Below are 19,575 nucleotides of genomic sequence, written 5' to 3'. Positions count from 1 at the left end.
GGGAACGAGGAGAATCGTGCGACACAATATTGCCCGGATTGCCGTGGTCGCTATGGCGTTGGCCGGAATGGCGCTCCCGGCGCTGCCCGCGCTGGCGGCCGACCGGCCCGATTTCCGGATCACCCGGTTCCTCGGTGAGCAGCGGCTGCCGCACCTGACCCAGGTCGAGGGGACCACGTTCGGCGGGATCTCCGGGATCGACCGTGACCCGGCCACCGGGACCTGGTATTTCATCTCCGACGACCGCTGGCGCTACCAGCCGGCCCGGTTCTACACGGGCAAGCTCGACATCAACAAGCGGACCGGCGAGTTCCGCGGGGTGTCGCTCGACAGCGTCTACACCCTGAAGCGGCCCGACGGGTCGCCCTATCCCGCCTACGCGCAGCCCGAGTCGGCCGATCCGGAGAGCATTCGCTGGGATCCGCTGAGCCGCAAGCTCATCTGGTCGAGCGAGGGTGACCGGCCCGATCCGCAGAACACCGCCATTCCGCTGTCGCAGCAGTTCATCCGCTGGGTCAACCGGCAGGGTGAGCACGTCCGGGGCCTCCAGCTGCCCGGCAACCTGCTGCTGACGAGCGAGAACCGGGGGCCGCGCCGCAACTTCGGCATCGAGGGCCTGACGCTGACCAAGCACCGGATCGCCGCGATCGTCGAGGGGCCGCGTTTCGAAGACGGGACCCCGCCGGCCGTCGACGGCGGCGCCCCGGCCCGGATCACCGTGTGGAACCGCAACGGCCGGGTCCGCGGTCAGTACGCCTACCCGATCGAGAAGCTGCCCGCCGCCCCGATCCCGCCGACGGGGGCCACCGACAGCGGGGTCTCGGAGCTGCTGGCCATCGACGACCACCGCTACCTGGCGCTGGAGCGGTCGTGGATCGAGGGCGTCAACTACCGGGTGCGCCTCTACGAGATCGACCTGCGCGGCGCGACCAACATCCTGAACCGCGACAGCCTGATGACCCGCATGTTCTACCGGCCGGTCCGCAAGACGCTGGTCCTCGACATCAACCGGCCCGAGCCCACGCAGAACCTCGAGAGCCTGGCCTGGGGACCGCGCCTGAAGTCGGGTGAGTGCACCCTGGTGATCGGTTCCGACGACAACTTCTCCGCCGAGGAGTCGACCCAGTTCCTCCTGTACGCGGCCAAGGGCTGCCCCGTCGGACACGCGAAGGCCCGTCAGAAGTAGCGGAGCCAGATGTAGGCCCACGCCATGGTCGTGCTCAGCAGGGTCACCACGATTCCGTACCGGGTGAACTGCCAGAACGAGATCGGGTTGCCCGTCCGGGCGGCGATGCCGATCGCGACCACGTTGGCGCTGGCCGCGACGGCCGTGCCGTTGCCCCCGAAGTCGGCGCCGAAGGCGAACGACCACCAGAGGGCCTGTGAGGTCTGCGGGTCGGGGGCGGCGGCGGCCATGCCCTCGACGACGGGGGCCATCGTGGCGACGTACGGGATGTTGTCGAAGAACGCCCCCAGCACGGCCGAGCCGAAGAGCAGTGACGTGGCGGCGGCGAAGTGGTTCTGGCCGAACAGGTCGACGGTCCACTCGCCGATCGCCCGAATCGCCCCGGTGTGGGTGAGGCCGGCGACCATCACGAACAGGCCCATGAAGAAGACCAGCGTGGGCCATTCGACCTCTTTGAGGACGTCCGAGAGGTCGACCTTGGTGACCAGCAGCATCACCCCGGCGCCCACGAGCGCGATGATCGACGGCTGCAGGTGGACGACGGCGTGCAGCCCGAAGGCGACGACCACGGCGCCCATGACGATCAGCGACTTGACCAGCAGCCGCTTGTCGGTGATGGCCCGCTTCTCCTGGAGGGCCATGACGGCCGCGACGTGCTCGGGGTGGTACTCGAAGGACTTGCGGAACAGCGGATAGGTGAGCAGCACGAACGCCACGAAGATCACGACGACGGCCGGGGCCATGTGGATCAGGAAGTCGTTGAAGGTCAGGCCCGCGCGGCTGCCGATGATGATGTTGGGCGGGTCGCCGATCAGGGTGGCGGCGCCGCCGATGTTCGAGGCGAGGATCTCGGCGATCAGATAGGGCTGGGCGGGGATGCGCAGCCGGTTGCAGACCATCACCGTCACCGGCGCGACCAGCATGATCGTGGTGACGTTGTCGAGGAACGGCGAGGCGACGGCCGTGATGGCCATCAGCATCACCATCAGCCGGTACGGCCGCCCGAGCGACCGTTTCGCCGCCCAGATGGCCAGGTAGTCGAACAGCCCGGTCTGTTTGACCACCCCGACGATGACCATCATGCCGAGCAGCAGGAAGATGACGTTCCAGTCGACGCCGGAGTGCTCGGAGAAGAACACTTCCGCTCCGGGCGCGAATCCGAGGACGGTCATGACCCCGGCGGCGATGAGAACGACCTTGACCTTGTTCGCCTTCTCCGTGGCGATGAAGTAGAACGCGATCACGAAGACGACGACGGCGAGGATTGCGCTCATCCCGGCCTGACCAGCGGAACGGTGGGCATGCGAAAACGACCTCCGGGCAAGTGAGGGGTTGGGCGCCGGCGGGGACCGCCCGCACAGTCGCGGCCGCCGGCGCCCAAGTCAGAAAAGGTCAGGCCTCAGATGGACAGGCTGATCAGCAGTCGTTCGAGCGTGATCGCGCCATGGAGTGTGCCGTCGTCGCGGACCACCGCCACCAGCGGGCTGCGGGCCCGCGCCATTAGCGCGGCGATCTCCAGCAGCGTCGCCCCCATCGGGACGGTCACGGGTCGGGCCACGGGTTTGGGCAGGCAGTCGCCCACGGTCAGGTTGCCGATCTCCTGCCAGAACACATCGGCGTGGGTCTCGTCCAGCGTCCGCGCCAGGGCGGGGTCCTCGTGGATGCTCAGCGGGATGGCCAGCCGGAGCACCTGGGTGCCCGGCAGGACCGTCCAGGGCCGGGACTGCCCGTCGACCACGATCAGGCCGGGGAGCCGGTTCAGGACCATGATCCGGACCGCGCGGACGACCGAGTCGGTCGACGTCACGGTCGGCAGGGTCGCTGCGATGTCGCGCGCTTGCATGTCACCATCCACTCGCGCCGGACGGTAGGGCGCGTAGATTTCGGTCACGGCCTGTCACCTCCGGATTAGGAACTCCTTCAGTCTTCCTGCTGGCCTTTTGTCCGACTATGGGGTCTGGCACCCATCTTTGCCGCCCCACAACCTGCATGGACAGAACGGGCAATGCTTGCCAACCTGGAGCCATGGGGCCCTTGTTCTGGCGACTGTGTGTGATCAACGGCGCGGTGTTCACGATCGGCACGCTCGCGCTGGCGTTCTCTCCGGCCACGGTGTCGTCGCCGGTCCTGCTCCGCGAGATCCTGGTGCTGGGCGCCGGGCTGGCCATCATCCTGATCACCAACGCGCTGCTGCTGCGGCGCAGCCTCGCCCCGCTGACCACCCTCACGGCCCTCATGCACCGCGTCGACCTGCACACCCACGACCGGGCGGTCGACCGGGGCAACGGCGACCTGACCTACCTGATCGACTCCTTCAACACCATGCTCGAACGGCTGGAGACCGAGCGGTCCTCCGCCAGTGCGCACGCCCTGGCCGCCCAGGAGAACGAACGCCAGCGCATCGCCCGCGAACTGCACGACGAGATCGGCCAGAGCCTGACCGTAGCGCTGCTCGGCCTCAAGCGGGTCGCCGACCGCGCGCCCGCCGAACTGTCGGAGGAGCTGCAGCTGGTCAGAGACACCGTCCGGGGCAGCCTCGACGAGGTCAGGCAGGTCGCCCGGCGGCTCCGCCCGGGGGTGCTCGAAGACCTCGGCCTGCACAGCGCGCTGACCGCGCTGGCCGCCGACGTGGCCCCCGCCGTCGACGTGACCCGCCGGATCGAGGCGCTGCCGCCGCTCACCCCCGAGGTCGAGCTGGTCATCTACCGCATCGCCCAAGAGAGCCTCACCAACGTGGTCCGCCACTCCAAGGCCTCGTCGGTACGGCTCTCGCTCCGCCCCGACGGCCCCGACCTGGTGCTCAAGATCACCGATGACGGAATCGGCGGCGCGCGTGCCGAAGGGGCCGGAATGCGGGGTATGCAGGAACGGGCGCTGCTGATCGGCGCCCGCCTGACCGTGACGTCGGCGCAGGGCACCGAGGTCACGCTGACCATACCCGGGGTGATCGGATGACGCGGATCCTGCTGGCCGACGACCATGCGCTGGTGCGCCGGGGGGTGCGGCTGATCCTCGACGCCGAACCCGACCTGGAGGTCGTCGCGGAGGCCGCCGACGGCGCCGAGGCGGTCGAGGCCTGCCGGGGGGAGGACGTCGACCTCGCCGTCCTCGACATCGCGATGCCCCGGATGACCGGCCTGCAGGCCGCCAGGGAGATCTCGAAACGGTGGCCGGGGATCCGCATCCTGATCCTGTCGATGTACGACAACGAGCAGTACTTCTTCGAGTCGCTCAAGGCCGGCGCGTCGGGCTACGTGCTCAAGTCGGTCGCCGACCGCGACCTGATCGAGGCCTGCCGGGCCGCCGTACGCGGCGAGCCGTTCCTCTACCCGGGCGCGGTCACCGCGCTGATCCGCGACTACCTCCATCGGCACCGCCGGGGCGAGGCCCTCCCCGACCAGATCCTCACCCCGCGCGAGGAGGAGATCGTCAAGCTGATCGCCGAGGGCAACTCGGCCAAGGCCATCGCCGAGACCCTGGTCATCAGCCCGAAGACGGTCGACCGCCACCGGGCCAACATCCTGGCCAAGCTCGGCATGAGCGACCGGCTCGACCTGACCCGCTACGCCATCAGGTCCGGTCTGATCGAGCCGTGATCGACGTCTCGTCGAGCACGACGGCGTCGCGCCAGGGAGCTCGCCCGGAGAACTCCACGAGACCGACGGCCAGCGCGATGAGACCCACGAGAGAGGAGATCACCGCGAGGCCCAGGCTCGGCGGAGTGGCGGCGTTCCAGACTTGCACGACCTCCGTGGACGGCGGGCCCTCCATGTAGAGGATCTCCAGTTGCCCGCCCACCCGCGCGCCCGACACCGTCTCGGTGCTCCCTGTCTGGGGCACACCCTCGGCGGTCGTGAAGGCGACCTGCATCCCCCGTCCGCCGACTTCGGTGATGGTCCCGGTCGCGGGCGTGCCGTGGGTCGGGGCGTACCAATCGCCGTAGAACATGGCGGCGGCACCCAGCAGGAAGAGCAGGGCGAAGACCATGGCGGCGGCGCCGCGGACACGGTGGCTCACCGAGGAGGGGGCGACCCGCGCGCTCTCCTTCGCCTTGGCGAGGGCCTCGTGATATTCGGCTAATCCGGCGTCTCGGTCGAACGCTGCCATGGCACCCCGCTTAATTGTGAAGATCACCCCATTCGTTCGGTTTTACCCAGGAGGTACCGGGCGGAAACGGGAGCGCAGGCGGCGCAGCATGCGGGCGTCGTCGAAGCCGGACTCTCTCGCCGCCGCCTCGACCGTCGTGCCGTGGCCGATCAGGTGTTCGGCGTGTTCCACCCGGAGGGCCTGCTGGTAGCGCAAGGGGGTGAGACCGGTGGCGCGGGTGAACAGACGGGTCAGGGTGCGTTCGCTGACCCCCGCGTGGGCGGCCAGGCGGGACAGCGGCAGGGGTTCGGTGAAGCGGGTGTCGATCAGGTCCTGGACCTGGTGGACGGTGTCGTCGAGGTGATTTCGATGCCGGAGCATCGCGCTGGCCTGCGGTTCCGCGCCGTTGCGGCGGGCGTAGACGACCATCTCGCGGGCCACCTGGGCGGCTCTGGCCGGGCCGTGGCGGGTGGCGACCACGTGGAGGGCCAGGTCGACGCCGCTGGCGATGCCGGCCGAGGTGATGACGCGGTCGTCCACGGTGAACAGCACGTCGCGGACCACGGTGGCCCCGGGGTGACGGCGGGCCAGGTCGTCTTGAAGGTCGTGGTGGGTGGTGCAGCGGCGGCCGTCGAGCAGGCCGGCCGCGCCGAGCGCGCGGGCGCCGGCGCAGACGCTCGCGACCACGCCGCCCGCCTCATGGTGGCGTCGCAGCCGCGCCAGCAGGCGCTCGGAGAGATCGGTCTCGCCGCGCCAGCCGGGCACCACGACCAGGTCGTCCACGCCCAGGGCGGGCAACTCCCGCGCGGCCACGACTGGCAGGCCCTGGGCGCTGGTCACCTGCGGTCGGTCGGCGACGTAGGCCAGGCGGTAGCCGGCCGTGTCGAACACCTGGGCCGGACCGGCCAGGTCGAGCAGGTGCACGTTGTCGACCAGGGCGAAGACGACCAGTGTCATACCAGCTCGGACACCGTCGCGATGCGAGCGAAGCGGTCGCGGAGCACGGCCTCGGTGCGGGCCGTGATCTCCTCGGGGGAGAAGCCGCCGACACCCTCGGTGGTGGTCGCGTCGGTCACGAAGACGACCTGATAGCCCAGGTCACCGGCCAGGCGGGCGGTGGTCTCCACACACTGCTCGGTACGGATCCCGCACACCACCAGCTCCCCCACTCCGGCCTCGGTGAGCTTCTGCTGAAGGTTGGTCGTGGTGAACGCGTTGTGAGAGGACTTCTCGATCAGCAGGTCGCCGGGGGCGGGCCGGTCGAGCTCGGGCATGAGCCGGACGAACCCGTTCTCCGGGTCGAACACCCCACCGCTGCCGCGCTCGGCGTGCAGCACCCACACGACGAGATCGCCGTTCGACCGGGCGGCCCGGACCAGCCGGTTCACCGGGTCGAAGATCTTCGGGTTGCCGATCGTGTCCCACTCCGGGCGGGCGCGGAAGGATTCCTGGACATCGATGACGACGAGGGCTCGCTTCATGTCCACCAGTCTCACCTCAGCGAACGCGCCGACGACAGACCGGATCGGGTCCCGCCCCGGACCGATCCGGTCACGTGCGCGACAGGAACTCGCGGGTGCGCGGGTGCTTCGGCGCGCCGAAGATCTGGTCGGGATGCCCGCGCTCCAGCAGCACCCCGTCGGCCAGGAAGCACACCGTGTCGGCGATGTCGCGGGCGAAGCCCATCTCGTGGGTGGCCAGGATCATCGTCATGCCCGACTGCTTGAGCTCCCTGATCACCCCGAGCACCTCGTTGACCAGCGTCGGGTCGAGCGCCGAGGTCACCTCGTCGAGTAGCAGCAGGCGGGGCTGCGTCGCGATGGCCCGGATGATCGCCACCCGCTGCTGCTGGCCGCCGGACAACTGGTCGGGGTAGTCGCGCGCCTTCGACTCCAGCCCGAACCGGGCCAGCAGCTCGCGCGCCTGGTCTTCGGCCTGGACGCGGCCGACGCCGTGCACCTTCCGGGGCGCGAGGGTGATGTTGTCCAGCACGGTCATGTGCGGGAACAGGTTGTAGGCCTGGAAGACGATCCCGATCCGCTTCCGTACGTCGTCCGCGTCGGCCCGGACGTCGGTGATGTCCACGTCGTCGAGCAGGATCGCGCCGTCGTCGACGGTCTCCAGCAGGTTCACGCAGCGCAGCAGGGTCGACTTCCCCGAGCCGGAGGCCCCGATGAGGCAGACGACCTCGTGGGTGTCGACGGTGAGATCGACGCCCTTGAGGACCTCGTGGTCCCCGTACCGCTTCCAGACCCCGTCGATCGTGAGGAGGGTCATGACGCGCCTCCGCGCTGACGTGCCGCGCGGGCGGCCAGGTGGTCGGTGAAACGGGCCATCGGCACCGTCAGCGCCACGAACAGCAGCGCGGCGGTGACGTAAGGGGTGTAGTTGAACATGTCGGCCGCGTGGATCTGCGCCTGCCGCAGCGCCTCCAGGGGTCCGAGAAAGGCGACGAGCGCGCTGTCCTTCTGCAGCGACGCGAAGTCGTTGAGCAGCGGCGGCACGACCCGCCTGACGGCCTGCGGGACGACGACGTACCGCATCGTCTGCCCGTGCGACAGCCCGAGCGACCGCGCGGCGGCCTTCTGGCTCGGGTGGATGGAGTCGATCCCCGACCGGAACACCTCGGCGACGAAGGAGGTGTACGACAGGATCAGCCCGATCGTGCCGAGCACCACCGGATCACTCGGCACCCCCTGCAACTGGAGCGCCGGTACGCCGAACCCGGCCAGGTAGACCAGCAGGACGACCGGGATGCCGCGGAACACGTCGGTGTAGATCGCGGCCAGCGCCCGCAGCGGGAAGAACACCGGCGAGCGCAGCCCGCGCAGCAGCGCCACCCCGAGCCCGAGCAGGAGGATGACCGGCTCGGCGATCAGGAAGATCACCACGTTCAGCAGGAAACCGCGGAGGATGTCGGGCAGCGACGTGACCAGGGCGTCCCAGCTGAAGAAGGTCTCCCGCACCCGGGGCCAGCCCGGCGAGGCGAGCAGCCCGAACACGACCAGCCCGGCCACGACGACCGTGGAGATCGTCGCGACCGACACCGAGCGCCGCCCCTGGGCCCGGAGAAGCTTCTCGCGCTCCTTCTGGCGGTCGCTCTTGACCCAGGTGGTCGTCACGAGAGTTCGGGCGCGCCCGCGGTCGAGGTCAGCCACTGCTGCTCGATCGCGGCCAGTTCACCAGACGACTTGAGGTCGGCCAGCGCCTTGTCGACGCAGCCGACGAGGGTGTTGCCCTTCTCGAAGAGCAGCCCGAACTCCTCGGGGGTGCCGCTGGACGCGGCGAACTGCCCGACGATCTTCGAGCCCTCGACCTGCGCGGCGGTGACGTAGAACGCGGTCGGCAGGTCGACCACGATGGCGTCGATCTGCTTGTTCTTCAGCGCGCTGACGGCGTCGATCTGCTGGTTGAAGACGCTCGGGTCGTCACCGGGCTGGATGACCTCGCGCACCGCGCTCAGCGCGGTCGTCCCGGCCTGTACGCCGATCTTCGCGTCCTTGAGCGCCGCGAGGTTGGCCGCCGAGGCGAACTTCGAGTCGCCGAGCGCCACGACCGCCTGCTTGACGGTGTAGTAGCCCTCGGAGAAGTCGACCGCCTTGGCCCGCTCGGGCGTGATGGAGATCTGGTTGATGTCGAAGTCGAACTTCTTCGGACCGGGCGCGAACGAGGAGTCGAACGGCACGGTCTCCCAGGCGACCTCCTGCGGCGTGAACCCGAGCCCCTTGGCGACGGCCGCGGCGACCGCGCCCTCGAAGCCCTGCCCGTTGGCGGGGTCGTCGTCCTTGAACCAGGGCTCGTACGCCGGCTTGTCGGTGCCGATGGTCAGCTTGCCGGGCGTGATGAGCTTGAGGCTCTCCTTGGCGCACGCGTCCACGGCCGGGCCCGAGGGGGTGAGCTCCGCGACCGCTGGCGCCGTCTCTTCGGGAGCGCAGGCGGTCGCGAGGATGAGCACACCGGCCGCCAGGAGAAGCGTGGAACGGTGCATGAGGGAGCCTCCGGGGTCGTACGTGACTAACCCCCCGATGATGTCGGAAATGTCCGACCTCGGCAAATACCTGGGGCGCATCGGCGCACGTACGATCCGGTTCCAAAATGATCACGGGTATCGGTTTCGGCGAGTTTGGCGCGTTCCCTTAGGGAGTGCGGCATACGTGGATAGGCCAGCCCCTGACCGTGCTGGCCCTGGTCGTTCTCGTCGTGAACGATCACGTGCTGAAAGCTGCCTGGCCCGGGTTCGTGACCGGGAAGCTGAGTGACGTCGCCGGGCTGATCCTCTTTCCCGCGCTGCTCGACCTGGTGGTCAGGCGCGCGAAGGTCTCCATCGCCGTCACCGGCGTCGGGTTCGCACTGGTCAAGACGACCGCGACCGGCGCGTGGCTGGCCTCAGAGGCGTGGACGGCCGTCTGGGGGCCGTCGCGAGTCCTCGCCGACCCGACCGACCTGCTGGCGCTGCCCGCGCTCTGGGCGGCGTGGTGGGCGTACACGCATCCGGTGCCGGTCCACAAGGCGGTGGTGTTCCTGGTCGTGCCGCCCGCCGTGCTGGCGGTGGCCGCGACGAGCGCCGCGCCGTTCGACTGGCCCTACAGCGCCTACGCCGTCGAGGCGGACGGGGACGCGATCGTCGTCCACACCCGGGGCGGCTACGGCATGGGCGACGACCTGGTCTCCTACCGGACCCGCGACGGAGTCACCTGGGACAAGTGGATCCAGCACAAGGAGGCCTGGCCGACGGCCAGGGACTGCCACGGCACGGCCTGCTACCGGGTCGTGCCCGGTCACCTGCGGGTCCAGGAGATCCGGGACGGACGCTGGACCACCGTGTGGGAGATCCCCGACGAGGCCCGGGACCGGCTGCTGCGCCGCAACGCCGACCCCGCGTTCGGCCATTCGGAACCGACGGAGTCGCTGGCGGTCGCGGTGACCGAACGGCTGGTGGTGGCCGCCAACGGCACCGACGGCATCGCCCTGCGGGACGCCCGGGGCGCCTGGCACCGGCTCGGCGTCGGCCCCGACGGCCTGACCGCCTCCGGCGCGGTGCCCCTGACCACGCCGGGCCGTTACGAGGTGTACGACCTCGTGGTACTGGGAGCACTGGCCGCCGCATTGCTGGCGCTGTGCGCGGGCGCCCGCCGCCCCGCGATCCTCTTCGGCGGAATCCTGCTGCTCGCGGGCTTGCGGATGGGACTGACCATGGTGGAGTCGACGTTGGGATTCCTGGGCATGCCGCCCGCGATCATGTTCATGGTGGGAGGGGTCGGGCTGTTGTCGTGGGGCGTCAGCCGGGCCAGGCCGCCCGGACGGCTGATCGTGGTGAGCCTGGTCTCCGGACTGGTGGCCGGGACGGCGGTGCTGGCGCCCTACGCCGCCTGGAGCGCGGGCGCGCTGGCGTTCTACGACGACGCCGATCAGGCGGCGCTGTTCGCGTTCGTGCTGGTGACCGCGGCGGGAGTCGCGGGCGGATTCCTCACGGGGAGCCGGCGATGAGCCGCGCGTCGTGGCTCGGCCACCCCCTGACGGTGCTGGCCCTGGTCGTGCTCGTCGTCAACGACCACCTGCTGAAGTACACGTGGCCCGGCCTCGTCACCGGGAAGCTCAGCGATGTCGCCGGGCTGATCCTGCTGCCCGCCGTGCTCGACCTGGCCCTCCGCAGGCCCGCGGTCTCGATCGCGGTCACCGGTGCCGGGTTCGCCCTGGTCAAGGCCACCGCCACCGGGGCCTGGCTGGCCTCCGAGGCCTGGACGCTGGTCTGGGGCCCCTCGGTGGTCCTCGCCGACCCGACCGACCTGCTCACCCTGCCCGCCCTGTACGTCGCCTGGTGGGCCTCCCGGCACCCCGTGCCCACCGGGCGGACCGTCGTCGTGCTGCTGACCCCGGCCGCCGTGCTGGCGATCACCGCGACCAGCCCCGCGCAGCCCTATGTGCCGCCCATGGCGTTCGCCACCGAGGTGCGCGACGGTGCGATCATCGTCGAGCTCAAAAGCGACGAGCGCTTCGTCTCGCGCGCCTACCTGACCCGCGACGGGGTCACCTGGGAGGAGTGGACGAGCGCCGTCCGGAGTTCCCCGACGCCGTCCTCCTGTGCCGGCGATCGATGTCTCCGCGTCGTCCCGGGACGTCTGAAGGTCGAGGAGTCGACGGGCGGCGGGGCTTGGACGACCGCGTGGGAGCTCTCCCCCGAGGTGCAGGACCGGCTGGTCCGGGCCTACCCGCCCGACGAGCCCGAGGACCTCCAGCCGGTGGAGTCGCTCAGCGTCTCGGCGATCCCCGGCCTGGTCGTCGTCGCCAACGGAGCCGACGGGGTCGCGGTCCGCGACGCCTCCGGAACCTGGCGCAGGATCGGCATCAAGGACTATCAGCTCGATCCGGCCGCCACGGTGCCCACCGACGCCCCGGGTCGCTACGACACCGCCCTCCCCCAGAACGCCCTCTTCATCGGCGTCGTGGTCGGGCTGTTCGCGCTCGCGACGGGCATCCGCACGCTCGGGTTCATCGTCGGCGTGGCGGTCGGCTGGGTGGCCGCGTGGTTCTGGCTGGCTCCCCGGGCGGAGTTCCACGACATCGTGTCCGGGGGATACGCGCCGCCGCTCTATCCCGATGTCAAAGTGCTGGCTCTCGCGCTGATCCTCCCAGTGGCGGCCTTCGCCCTGATGATGTTCTTCGCCGTCCTGGCCAGGCCGCCTCTGTGGATCCTGCCGGTCGGCCTGGCCACGGCCGGGCTGACCTGGCTCGTCATCATGGCCCCGTTCGCGGCCTGGAGCGTCGGTTGGGTCCCTGCCTACGCCCAGGCCACGGTGCTGGCCGTGGTGCTCAGCACGGTGGTGGGGGCGTCGGCGGCCTGGGTCACGGGGCGATACTCAACACCGCGGCCCCATTCACTCGGTCAGCGGCCAGGTCCCTGAGCGCCCGGTCGGCGCGGTCGAGCGGGTAGGGCGTGGTCTCGACGGTGAGCGGGTGCTCGGCGACGAACTCCAGGAAGGCGCGGCCGTCGGCGCGGGTGTTGGCCGTCACCGAGCGCAGGTCCCGCTCCTGGAACAGGTGCCGGTCGTAGTTCAGCACCGGGATGTCGGTCAGGTGGATGCCGGCGACGGCGAGGGTGCCGCCCCGGTCGAGGGCTTCGAGCGCGGTCGGCACCAGGTCGCCGACCGGCGCGAACAGGATCGCGGCGTCGAGCTTCTCGGGCGGCTGGTCGTAGGCGCCGCGCGCCGACGCCGCGCCGAGTTCGAGGGCCAGCCGCCGCGCCTCCTCCGCCCGGGTCAGCACGTGGACCGTCGCCCCCTGCGCGATCGCGACCTGAGCGGTCAGATGGGCGGACGCGCCGAACCCGTAGACGCCCAGCCGCCCGCCGGGGGGCAGTTCGGCCCGCAGCAGCGACCGGTAGCCGATGATCCCGGCGCACAATAGCGGCGCGAGTTTCTCGGCCGGATAGTCGTCGGGCAGCGGATAGACGTAGTCGCGCGGCGCGACGAGATATTCGGCGTAACCGCCGTCGGCGTCCCATCCCGTGTACGTCGAATTCGGGCACAGATTCTCGTCGCCGCGCAGACAGTAACGACAGCTCCCGTCGGTCGACCGCAGCCACGCCACCCCGACGCGTTCACCGGTGCCGGCGATCCGCCCGACCGCCTCGTGTCCGGGCACGGTCCGGGGCCGGTGGACGTCGAGGTCGCCGTCGCGAAGATGCAGGTCGGTACGGCACACGCCGCACACCTCGACCTGGACGAGCACCTCGTCCGGCCCCGGCTCGGGAACCGGCAGCCGGGTGAACTCCAGCGTGCCCGGCCGGGCCACCACCCAGGCGTTCATCTCCACACGTCCGACGATAGGCGGCACCCCGCAAGGAATTGACAAAAGGTGGCCAATAGCCGCATTTGCCGGAAGACAAAACGAATATCGCACCCCTTACTGGTGCTGTGGCCACCATCATGTCGAACACGACGCGTTATCTCTGCGCGGCCGGATATCTCGACACCCGGTTCCGCGAGGCGGTCCTCCGGGAGCTGACCCGCGACCCCTACCGGGGCGTGGCCCCCTCGGCCGGCGACTTCGACGTGGTCCCGGTGGTGCGGCACTGCCTGCGGGCGCGGCGGTTGATGGCGTACCGGGATCTGCTCGTCTCCCTGGTGATCGCGGCCGGGATGGTCCTCGACTTCTGGCGGATGGTGAGCTGGCTCGTCGTGCTGGGCGGGTTCGTCTGGTTCCGGCACTCCCGCCGGGGCGGCCCGGTCGTCGTGATGACCCTCGGTGTGCTGCTGATGGTCAAGGTGCCGTGGCTGGAGGCGCTGGTCAGCGGCCAGCCGGTCGACCTGGGCACCATGCCGGTCGGCATGTCGGCGATCGCGCTCACCCTGGTCGTGGTGGCCGGATTCCGGGTGAGGTCGGGGGTGATCCTGGCGAAGCGGCTGCGGGCCGGCGCGGCCGCGCCGCCGGTCGACGACCCGAGGCTCGACTACCTGGCCCGCGCCCAGCACGGCAACCTCACGCTGTCGAAGCGGGCGTTCATCGGGTGGGGAGAGGTCAGGGAGACGTGGCCCGCGCCCGGACTCGAACCGCCCGAGGGGACCGACGTCTTCGTCGCGCCGGGGGTGCTGGAGCCCACGTCACCGCTGCTCGACCACGCCCGCCCGGTGATCACCGTGACCGAGGGCGCCCGCTGCTACCGGCGGGTGGTCCTCCAGGACGACGAGATCATCGTCACCGCCTTCCTGCGCGCCGACGGCCGTTACGGCGAGGTCGTGGTGACCGTGCTGCCGCCGGTGGCCGACGACTACCGGCTGGCCGACCTGCTGCCGCGCGGCCTGGTGAAGATCGCGCGAGGCGCGCTGTCGGTCCGCCGGGAGGAGCTGGCCGTGGACGTCCTGCTCGCGCCGCTGCGGCTGGTCCGGCTCCTCGCGCCCAAGGCCAGGAGACCCGACGTCGCCCATGACTACGGGGCCCGCCTGTCCGTACGCGAACTGGGTGCCGGACCCCTCACCTGCCTGCAGGAACTCGACGTGCAGCGGCAGGTCACCCAGCTCAGGGAACGGCTGCAGCCGCGCACGCGGCTGACCCAGATCATCCCGGAGAAGATCCACTGACCACGCGGTCGTAGTTCTCCCGGGCGGCGGCGATCTGGGTCTGGTGGGCCTCGGTCCAGGTCACCAGGGCCTGGATCGTCTCGTGCAGGCTCTCGCCGAGCGGGGTCAGCTCGTAGTCGACCCGGGGCGGGACGACGGGGAAGACGGTGCGCTTGACCAGGCCGTCGCGTTCGAGGTGGCGCAGGGTGCGGGCGAGCATGCGCTGGCTGATGCCGTCGATCTCCCGCTTCAGCTCGGTGAAACGCATCGTCTTGTTGTCGAGGAGCGCGATCACCAAGAGCGACCATTTGTCGGCGATGCGGTCGAGAATCTGCCGCACTTCGCAGTCTTCGCGGCTGTCCCATTGGAATGCGTCGTAGTCGGGGCCGGTATCTCCACAGTGACCGGGTGTCAAAAAAGTCCCGTCTTCCATAGCTCGCAATGGTTACCCAGGATGGAGTCGCTTACAAGAGGTAACCGACTCAGGGGGCCACACATGCGCACGTGGGGTGTGCTTTTCGTGCTGTGCGGGACGATTTTCATGGAAGGCGTCGACGTCGCTCTGCTGAACGTCGCCCTTCCGGCCATCAGGGCCGACCTCGGGTTGTCGACGGGGGTGCTGAGCGGGGTGGTGTCGGCCTACGTGCTCGGGTTCGGCGGGTTCATCCTGCTGGGCGGGCGGGCCGCCGACATGCTGGGCCGCCGGCGGATGTTCCTGCTCTGGCTGGGGATCTTCGCGATCTTCAGCGGCTTGGGCGGGCTGGCCACCGAGGGGTGGATGCTGCTGCTGGCGCGGTTCGTCACGGGGGTGGCGGCGGCGTTCATCGCCCCGGCCGGGCTGTCGCTGATCACGACCAACTTCGCCGAGGGGGCCTTACGGAACCGGGCCCTGATCATCTACGGCGCGGTCGGCGGCGCCGGATACTCGCTCGGCATGGTCACCGGGGGCGTGCTGACCACGTTCGGCTGGCGGTGGGTGTTCTTCGCGCCGGTCATCTTCGCCTCGCTGCTGCTCGCGGCGGCCATCCCGCTGATCCGCGACAACGGCGAACGCGCCGGGGGCCGCTTCGACCTCGCCGGGGCGTTCACCGTGACCGGCGCGATGCTGCTGCTCATCTACGGGGTGGTCCGGCTGGAGCGGCCCGACCTGTGGGCGGTCCCGATCTTCGCGGCCGGGCTCGGGCTGGTGGCGGCGTTCGTCGCCGTCGAGCGGCGGGCCGCGTACCCGCTGCTCCGACTGGGCCTGCTGAAGACCGGCACGATCGCCCGCACCAACGTCAGCGCGATCCTCTTCATGGGCTCCTTCTCGGCGTTCCAGTTCCTGGTCACCCTGCATCTGCAGGAGGAGCGCGGCTGGTCGACGCTGGAGACCGGGCTGATCATGGCGACGATGGGCGTCGACGCCGTCCTCGGGCCGACGGTCACGCCGTGGCTGATCAGGAAGTACGGCACGGTCCGGGTGATCTGCGCGGGAGCGGGTGTCGGGGCGGTGGCCTACCTGCTGTTCCTGCCCACGGGCATCGACCGGGCCGCGCTGGTGATGCTGCCCGCGCTGCTGCTCGTCGGGGTGGCGTTCGCGCTGGCCTACGGGCCCTACACGATCGCCGCGACCGACGGGGTGGCCGACCGGGAGCACGGCCTGGCCGGGGGGCTGCTCTACACGTGCACCCAGTTCGGCATGGCCCTCGGGATCTCGGCCGCCACCGCCGTCTACGCGACCGGGTCGCTGCACGCCGCCCTGTTCATCCCCGCGGTGGGGGCGGCCCTGGCCGGCGCGCTCGTGCTCTCCCGGCGGCCGGCCCCCGTGCTCGAACCCGCCTAGAAGGTCCAGTCGCGGATCTCGGGCGCGTCCTCCCCGTGTGCGCGGGTGTGGGCACGCGCCCGCAGGCGCGCGTCGGTCATCTCCTGGCGCAGGGCGGCGTACCGGACCCCGAGCCCCTCCACCCGGTCGATCACGTCTCTGACCAGGTGGAACCGGTCGATGCCGTTGAGCATGGCCATGTCGAACGGGGTCGTGGTGGTGCCCTCCTCGCGGTAGCCGCGCACGTGGAAGTTGTCGTGGCCGTTCCGTTTGTAGGTCAGCCGGTGGATCAGCCACGGGTACCCGTGGAAGTTGAAGATGACCGGCTTGTCGGTGGTGAAGAGGGCGTCGAACTCGGCGTCGGGCAGGCCGTGGGGGTGCTCCCCGGGAGGCTGCAGGCGCATCAGGTCGACGACGTTGATGACGCGTACCCGCAGGTCGGGCAGTTTCTCCCGGAGCAGCGAGACGGCGGCGAGGGTCTCCAGCGTCGGGACGTCGCCCGCGCAGGCCAGCACCACGTCGGGCTCCTGCCCGGCGTCGTTGGAGGCCCAGTCGACGATGCCGAGCCCGCGGGTGCAGTGGACGACCGCCTCCTCGCGGTCGAACAGGTCGAGGACCGGCTGCTTCCCGGCGACGATCACGTTGACGTAGTCACGCGAGCGGAGGCAGTGGTCGGCGACCGAGAGCAGCGTGTTGGCGTCCGGCGGCAGGTACACCCGCACGACGCTCGCCTTCTTGTTCAGCACGACGTCGAGGAAGCCCGGATCCTGGTGGGTGAACCCGTTGTGGTCCTGCCGCCACACGTGCGACGACAGCAGGTAGTTGAGGGAGGCCACCGGCCGCCGCCACGGGATCTCCCGCGCGGTGTCGAGCCACTTGGCGTGCTGGTTGAACATGGCGTCGACGATGTGGATGAACGCCTCGTAGCAGTTGAACAGCCCGTGCCGGCCGGTCAGCAGATAGCCCTCCAGCCAGCCCTGGCACAGGTGCTCCGACAGCACCTCCATGACCCGCCCGCCCGGCTGGAGGTTCTCGTCGGTCGGCAGCGTCGCCGCCTGCCACGCCTTGCCGGTCGCCTCGTAGACCGCCTGGAGCCGGTTCGACGCGGTCTCGTCGGGGCCCATCAGCCGGAACGAATGCGGGTTGGCCGCGATGACGTCGCGCAGGAAGGTGCCGAGCACCTGCGTCGGCGAGGTCGACGCCGTGCCGGGCCGCTCGATCGCCACGGCGTAGTCGCGGAAGTCCGGCAGCACGAGCGGCCGGAGCAGCTCTCCCCCGTTGGCGTGCGGGCTGGCGCTCATCCGCTTCGGACCCTTCGGCACCAGCCCGACGACCTCGGGATAGGGCCTGCCCTGGTCGTCGAAGAGCTCCTCCGGCTTGTACGACCGCATCCAGGCCGCCAGCTGCTCCCGATGCTCGTCGTTGGTGCGGACCTCGGAGAGCGGCACCTGATGGGCCCGCCACGTGCCCTCGACGGGCTTGCCGTCGACCTCCTTGGGGCCCGTCCACCCCTTCGGCGTCTTGAGGATGATCATCGGGAGGTGTTCCGGGCGGGTCGCGATCTCGTTGAAGACGGCGTCGAGGGTGCTCGCCATCAGAGGGTGGACGGCGTCGGGGTCGTCGCCCTCGACGACGTAGGGGCGGTAGCCGTACCCCTCCATGAGCTTGGCGAGCTCGGCCGGGGGGATCCGGGCCAGGAACGACGGGTTGGCGATCTTGTAGCCGTTGAGGTGGAGGATCGGCAGCACGACCCCGTCCTTGCGGGGGTGCCGGAACTTGTTCGAGTGCCAGCTCCCGGCCAGCGGCCCGGTCTCGGCCTCGCCGTCGCCGATCACGCAGGCCACGACCAGGTCGGGGTTGTCGAACGCGGCGCCGTACGCGTGTGCCAGCGAATAGCCCAGCTCACCGCCCTCGTGGATCGACCCGGGCGTCTCCGGGGCGGCGTGGCTGGGGATCCCGCCGGGGAAGGAGAACTGGCGGAACAGGCGGCGCATCCCGGCGGCGTCCTGGGAGACGTCGGGATAGAGCTCGCTGTAGGTCCCCTCCAGCCACGCGTGCGCCACCGTCGCCGGGCCGCCGTGCCCCGGACCGGCGATGTAGATCATGTCCTGGCCGCGCTCGGTGATGATCCGGTTCAGGTGGGCGAAGACGAAGTTGAGGCCCGGGGTCGTGCCCCAGTGGCCGAGGAGACGCGGCTTGATGTGCTCTGGAAGGAGCGGCTCGGTCAGCAGGGGGTTGTCCAGCAGATAGATCTGCCCGGCCGAGAGATAGTTGGCGGCACGCCAGTAGGCGGAGACCTGCTGCAAAGCGTCCATGTCCGGGCTCTACCCGGGTTCGCGGTGGAGTGTCGCGGTTTTCGAGGTCTTCACCGGATATCGCGGGGAAGTCTCCATGTCGTGAGAGTTCTGACGGTCAACGCCGGTTCGTCGAGTCTGCAGCTCCACCTCGTCTCCTCGGGGGAGGTGCTCGCCACCCACCACGTGGAACAGGCCCCGACCTCGGCCGACGCGCTCCTGGAGTTCCTCGACGAGAGGCCCGACGCGGTGTCGCACCGGCTGGTGCACGGAGGGCCGATCGTACGGGAGCCCACGCGGGCCACGCCGGAGCTGGTCGACCGCCTGTCGGAGATCTCCGACCTCGCCCCGCTGCACCTGCCGCCCGCGCTGAAGCTGATCAAGGCGTCGCTGGAGGCGCTGCCCGACGTCCCACAGGTGCTCTGCCCCGACACCGCCTTCCATGCCGGCCTGCCCGACGTGGCCTCGACCTATCCGATCCCCGCCGACTGGCGGGCCCGCTTCGGCCTGCGCCGATACGGCTTCCACGGCCTCTCCTACGCCCACGCGCTGCGCAGGGCCGGCGAGCTGGTCGAGGCGTCCCAGCTGGTCATGTGCCATCTGGGCGGTGGGGCCTCGGTCTGCGCCGTCCGCGACGGACGGTCGATGGACACCTCGATGGGCTTCACGCCCCTTGAAGGCGTCCCGATGAGCAAGCGGTCGGGCAGCGTCGACCCCGGCATGCTGCTCTGGCTCCTCGACGGTCGGCTCACGCTCGCCGAGCTGCGCGACGGGCTGGAGCGGCACTCCGGTCTGCTGGGCCTCTCGGACGGGTTCTCCGGCGACACCCGCGACCTGGTCAAGGCGGGCGACACGTTCACCATCGACGTCTACTGCCACCGCGTCGCCCGCGAGATCGCCGCCGCCGCTACCTCGCTCGACCGCCTCGACGCCCTCGTCTTCACCGGCGAGATCGGCTGGGACCAGCCGGAGGTCCGCGCGGGGGTCTGCCGACGCCTGGGCCTGCTGGGGGTGCGGGAGCCGGTGGGCAGCAACCGTACCGACGACGGCCTGATCAGCACCGACGGGGTGCCCGTGCTGGTCGTCGAGACCCGGGAAGAGCTCCAGCTCGCCCGGGAAGCAGGTTTTGTTCTGACGTAGCCGGTTATGAGT

General features: G+C 70.3%; 19 protein-coding genes. 8 read left to right on the top strand and 11 right to left on the bottom strand.

The window, feature by feature from the left end:
- Positions 1-52: 52 nt before the first annotated feature.
- Positions 53-1,186, top strand: a complete 1,134-nt coding sequence (locus FDA94_RS16465) for an esterase-like activity of phytase family protein (RefSeq protein ID WP_137247941.1) — start codon at positions 53-55, stop codon at positions 1,184-1,186.
- Here the strand turns inward: FDA94_RS16465 and FDA94_RS16460 are convergent.
- Both FDA94_RS16460 and FDA94_RS16455 read right to left on the bottom strand, forming a co-directional pair.
- Positions 1,177-2,460, bottom strand: a complete 1,284-nt coding sequence (locus FDA94_RS16460) for an ArsB/NhaD family transporter (RefSeq protein ID WP_137247940.1) — start codon at positions 2,458-2,460, stop codon at positions 1,177-1,179. The two genes, FDA94_RS16465 and FDA94_RS16460, sit on opposite strands and share 10 nt — an antisense overlap.
- Positions 2,461-2,585: 125 nt before the next feature.
- Positions 2,586-3,029 carry a CBS domain-containing protein gene (locus FDA94_RS16455; protein ID WP_062336503.1) on the bottom strand — a complete coding sequence of 148 codons (444 nt, stop codon included), beginning with the start codon at positions 3,027-3,029 and terminating at the stop codon, positions 2,586-2,588.
- Positions 3,030-3,211: 182 nt separating this feature from the next.
- Here FDA94_RS16455 and FDA94_RS16450 point away from each other — a divergent pair, with 182 nt between their 5' ends.
- Positions 3,212-4,141: a sensor histidine kinase gene (locus FDA94_RS16450; protein WP_137247939.1), complete on the top strand. Its 930-nt coding sequence runs from the start codon at positions 3,212-3,214 to the stop codon at positions 4,139-4,141.
- Positions 4,138-4,782, top strand: coding sequence for a response regulator (locus tag FDA94_RS16445; protein ID WP_137247938.1), 645 nt, complete (start codon positions 4,138-4,140; stop codon positions 4,780-4,782). Before FDA94_RS16450 ends, FDA94_RS16445 begins: the two co-directional genes overlap by 4 nt.
- On the opposite strand, the gene FDA94_RS16440 is transcribed toward FDA94_RS16445, so the two are convergent.
- The 6 genes from FDA94_RS16440 to FDA94_RS16415 all read right to left on the bottom strand — a co-directional run bounded on the left by FDA94_RS16440 (position 4,757) and on the right by FDA94_RS16415 (position 9,260).
- Positions 4,757-5,293, bottom strand: coding sequence for a hypothetical protein (locus FDA94_RS16440; protein ID WP_137247937.1), 537 nt, complete (start codon positions 5,291-5,293; stop codon positions 4,757-4,759). The two genes, FDA94_RS16445 and FDA94_RS16440, sit on opposite strands and share 26 nt — an antisense overlap.
- A gap of 42 nt (positions 5,294-5,335) precedes the next feature.
- Entirely contained in the window at positions 5,336-6,229 is an 894-nt protein-coding gene (locus FDA94_RS16435) for a GlxA family transcriptional regulator (RefSeq protein WP_137247936.1), read from the bottom strand.
- Positions 6,226-6,753, bottom strand: coding sequence for a cysteine hydrolase family protein (locus FDA94_RS16430; protein ID WP_137247935.1), 528 nt, complete (start codon positions 6,751-6,753; stop codon positions 6,226-6,228). Before FDA94_RS16430 ends, FDA94_RS16435 begins: the two co-directional genes overlap by 4 nt.
- Positions 6,754-6,823: 70 nt before the next feature.
- Complete coding sequence (locus tag FDA94_RS16425) at positions 6,824-7,549, bottom strand: amino acid ABC transporter ATP-binding protein (RefSeq protein ID WP_137247934.1); 726 nt, start codon at positions 7,547-7,549, stop codon at positions 6,824-6,826.
- Positions 7,546-8,430, bottom strand: a complete 885-nt coding sequence (locus tag FDA94_RS16420) for an amino acid ABC transporter permease (protein WP_137247933.1) — start codon at positions 8,428-8,430, stop codon at positions 7,546-7,548. The genes FDA94_RS16425 and FDA94_RS16420 overlap by 4 nt, the downstream gene beginning before the upstream one ends.
- Positions 8,391-9,260 (bottom strand): ABC transporter substrate-binding protein, encoded by an 870-nt coding sequence (locus FDA94_RS16415; RefSeq protein WP_137247932.1) that lies wholly within the window; start codon positions 9,258-9,260, stop codon positions 8,391-8,393. The genes FDA94_RS16420 and FDA94_RS16415 overlap by 40 nt, the downstream gene beginning before the upstream one ends.
- A gap of 155 nt (positions 9,261-9,415) precedes the next feature.
- Here FDA94_RS16415 and FDA94_RS39910 point away from each other — a divergent pair, with 155 nt between their 5' ends.
- Both FDA94_RS39910 and FDA94_RS16405 read left to right on the top strand, forming a co-directional pair.
- On the top strand, positions 9,416-10,759 hold the full coding sequence (locus FDA94_RS39910; RefSeq protein ID WP_212735357.1) for a hypothetical protein: 1,344 nt from the start codon (positions 9,416-9,418) through the stop codon (positions 10,757-10,759).
- On the top strand, positions 10,756-12,174 hold the full coding sequence (locus FDA94_RS16405; protein ID WP_137247931.1) for a hypothetical protein: 1,419 nt from the start codon (positions 10,756-10,758) through the stop codon (positions 12,172-12,174). The genes FDA94_RS39910 and FDA94_RS16405 overlap by 4 nt, the downstream gene beginning before the upstream one ends.
- Here the strand turns inward: FDA94_RS16405 and FDA94_RS16400 are convergent.
- Positions 12,116-13,078, bottom strand: coding sequence for a zinc-binding alcohol dehydrogenase family protein (locus tag FDA94_RS16400; RefSeq protein ID WP_137248008.1), 963 nt, complete (start codon positions 13,076-13,078; stop codon positions 12,116-12,118). The two genes, FDA94_RS16405 and FDA94_RS16400, sit on opposite strands and share 59 nt — an antisense overlap.
- Positions 13,079-13,185: 107 nt before the next feature.
- On the opposite strand from FDA94_RS16400, the gene FDA94_RS16395 reads away from it, so the two are divergent.
- On the top strand, positions 13,186-14,349 hold the full coding sequence (locus FDA94_RS16395) for a hypothetical protein (RefSeq protein WP_137247930.1): 1,164 nt from the start codon (positions 13,186-13,188) through the stop codon (positions 14,347-14,349).
- On the opposite strand, the gene FDA94_RS16390 is transcribed toward FDA94_RS16395, so the two are convergent.
- Positions 14,327-14,668 (bottom strand): winged helix-turn-helix transcriptional regulator, encoded by a 342-nt coding sequence (locus tag FDA94_RS16390; protein ID WP_342778487.1) that lies wholly within the window; start codon positions 14,666-14,668, stop codon positions 14,327-14,329. The genes FDA94_RS16395 and FDA94_RS16390 overlap by 23 nt on opposite strands.
- Positions 14,669-14,824: 156 nt before the next feature.
- Between FDA94_RS16390 and FDA94_RS16385 the strand changes: the two genes are divergently transcribed.
- Positions 14,825-16,150 carry an MFS transporter gene (locus FDA94_RS16385; RefSeq protein ID WP_246059964.1) on the top strand — a complete coding sequence of 442 codons (1,326 nt, stop codon included), beginning with the start codon at positions 14,825-14,827 and terminating at the stop codon, positions 16,148-16,150.
- On the opposite strand, the gene FDA94_RS16380 is transcribed toward FDA94_RS16385, so the two are convergent.
- Positions 16,147-18,444: a phosphoketolase family protein gene (locus FDA94_RS16380; protein WP_137247928.1), complete on the bottom strand. Its 2,298-nt coding sequence runs from the start codon at positions 18,442-18,444 to the stop codon at positions 16,147-16,149. The genes FDA94_RS16385 and FDA94_RS16380 overlap by 4 nt on opposite strands.
- Positions 18,445-18,525: 81 nt before the next feature.
- On the opposite strand from FDA94_RS16380, the gene FDA94_RS16375 reads away from it, so the two are divergent.
- Complete coding sequence (locus FDA94_RS16375) at positions 18,526-19,563, top strand: acetate/propionate family kinase (RefSeq protein ID WP_212735356.1); 1,038 nt, start codon at positions 18,526-18,528, stop codon at positions 19,561-19,563.
- The last annotated feature ends 12 nt before the right edge of the window (positions 19,564-19,575 follow it).

Source organism: Herbidospora galbida (assembly GCF_005233835.1).
Classification (GTDB): Bacteria; Actinomycetota; Actinomycetes; order Streptosporangiales; family Streptosporangiaceae; genus Herbidospora; species Herbidospora galbida.
This window is presented reverse-complemented; position numbering and strand designations above follow the sequence as displayed.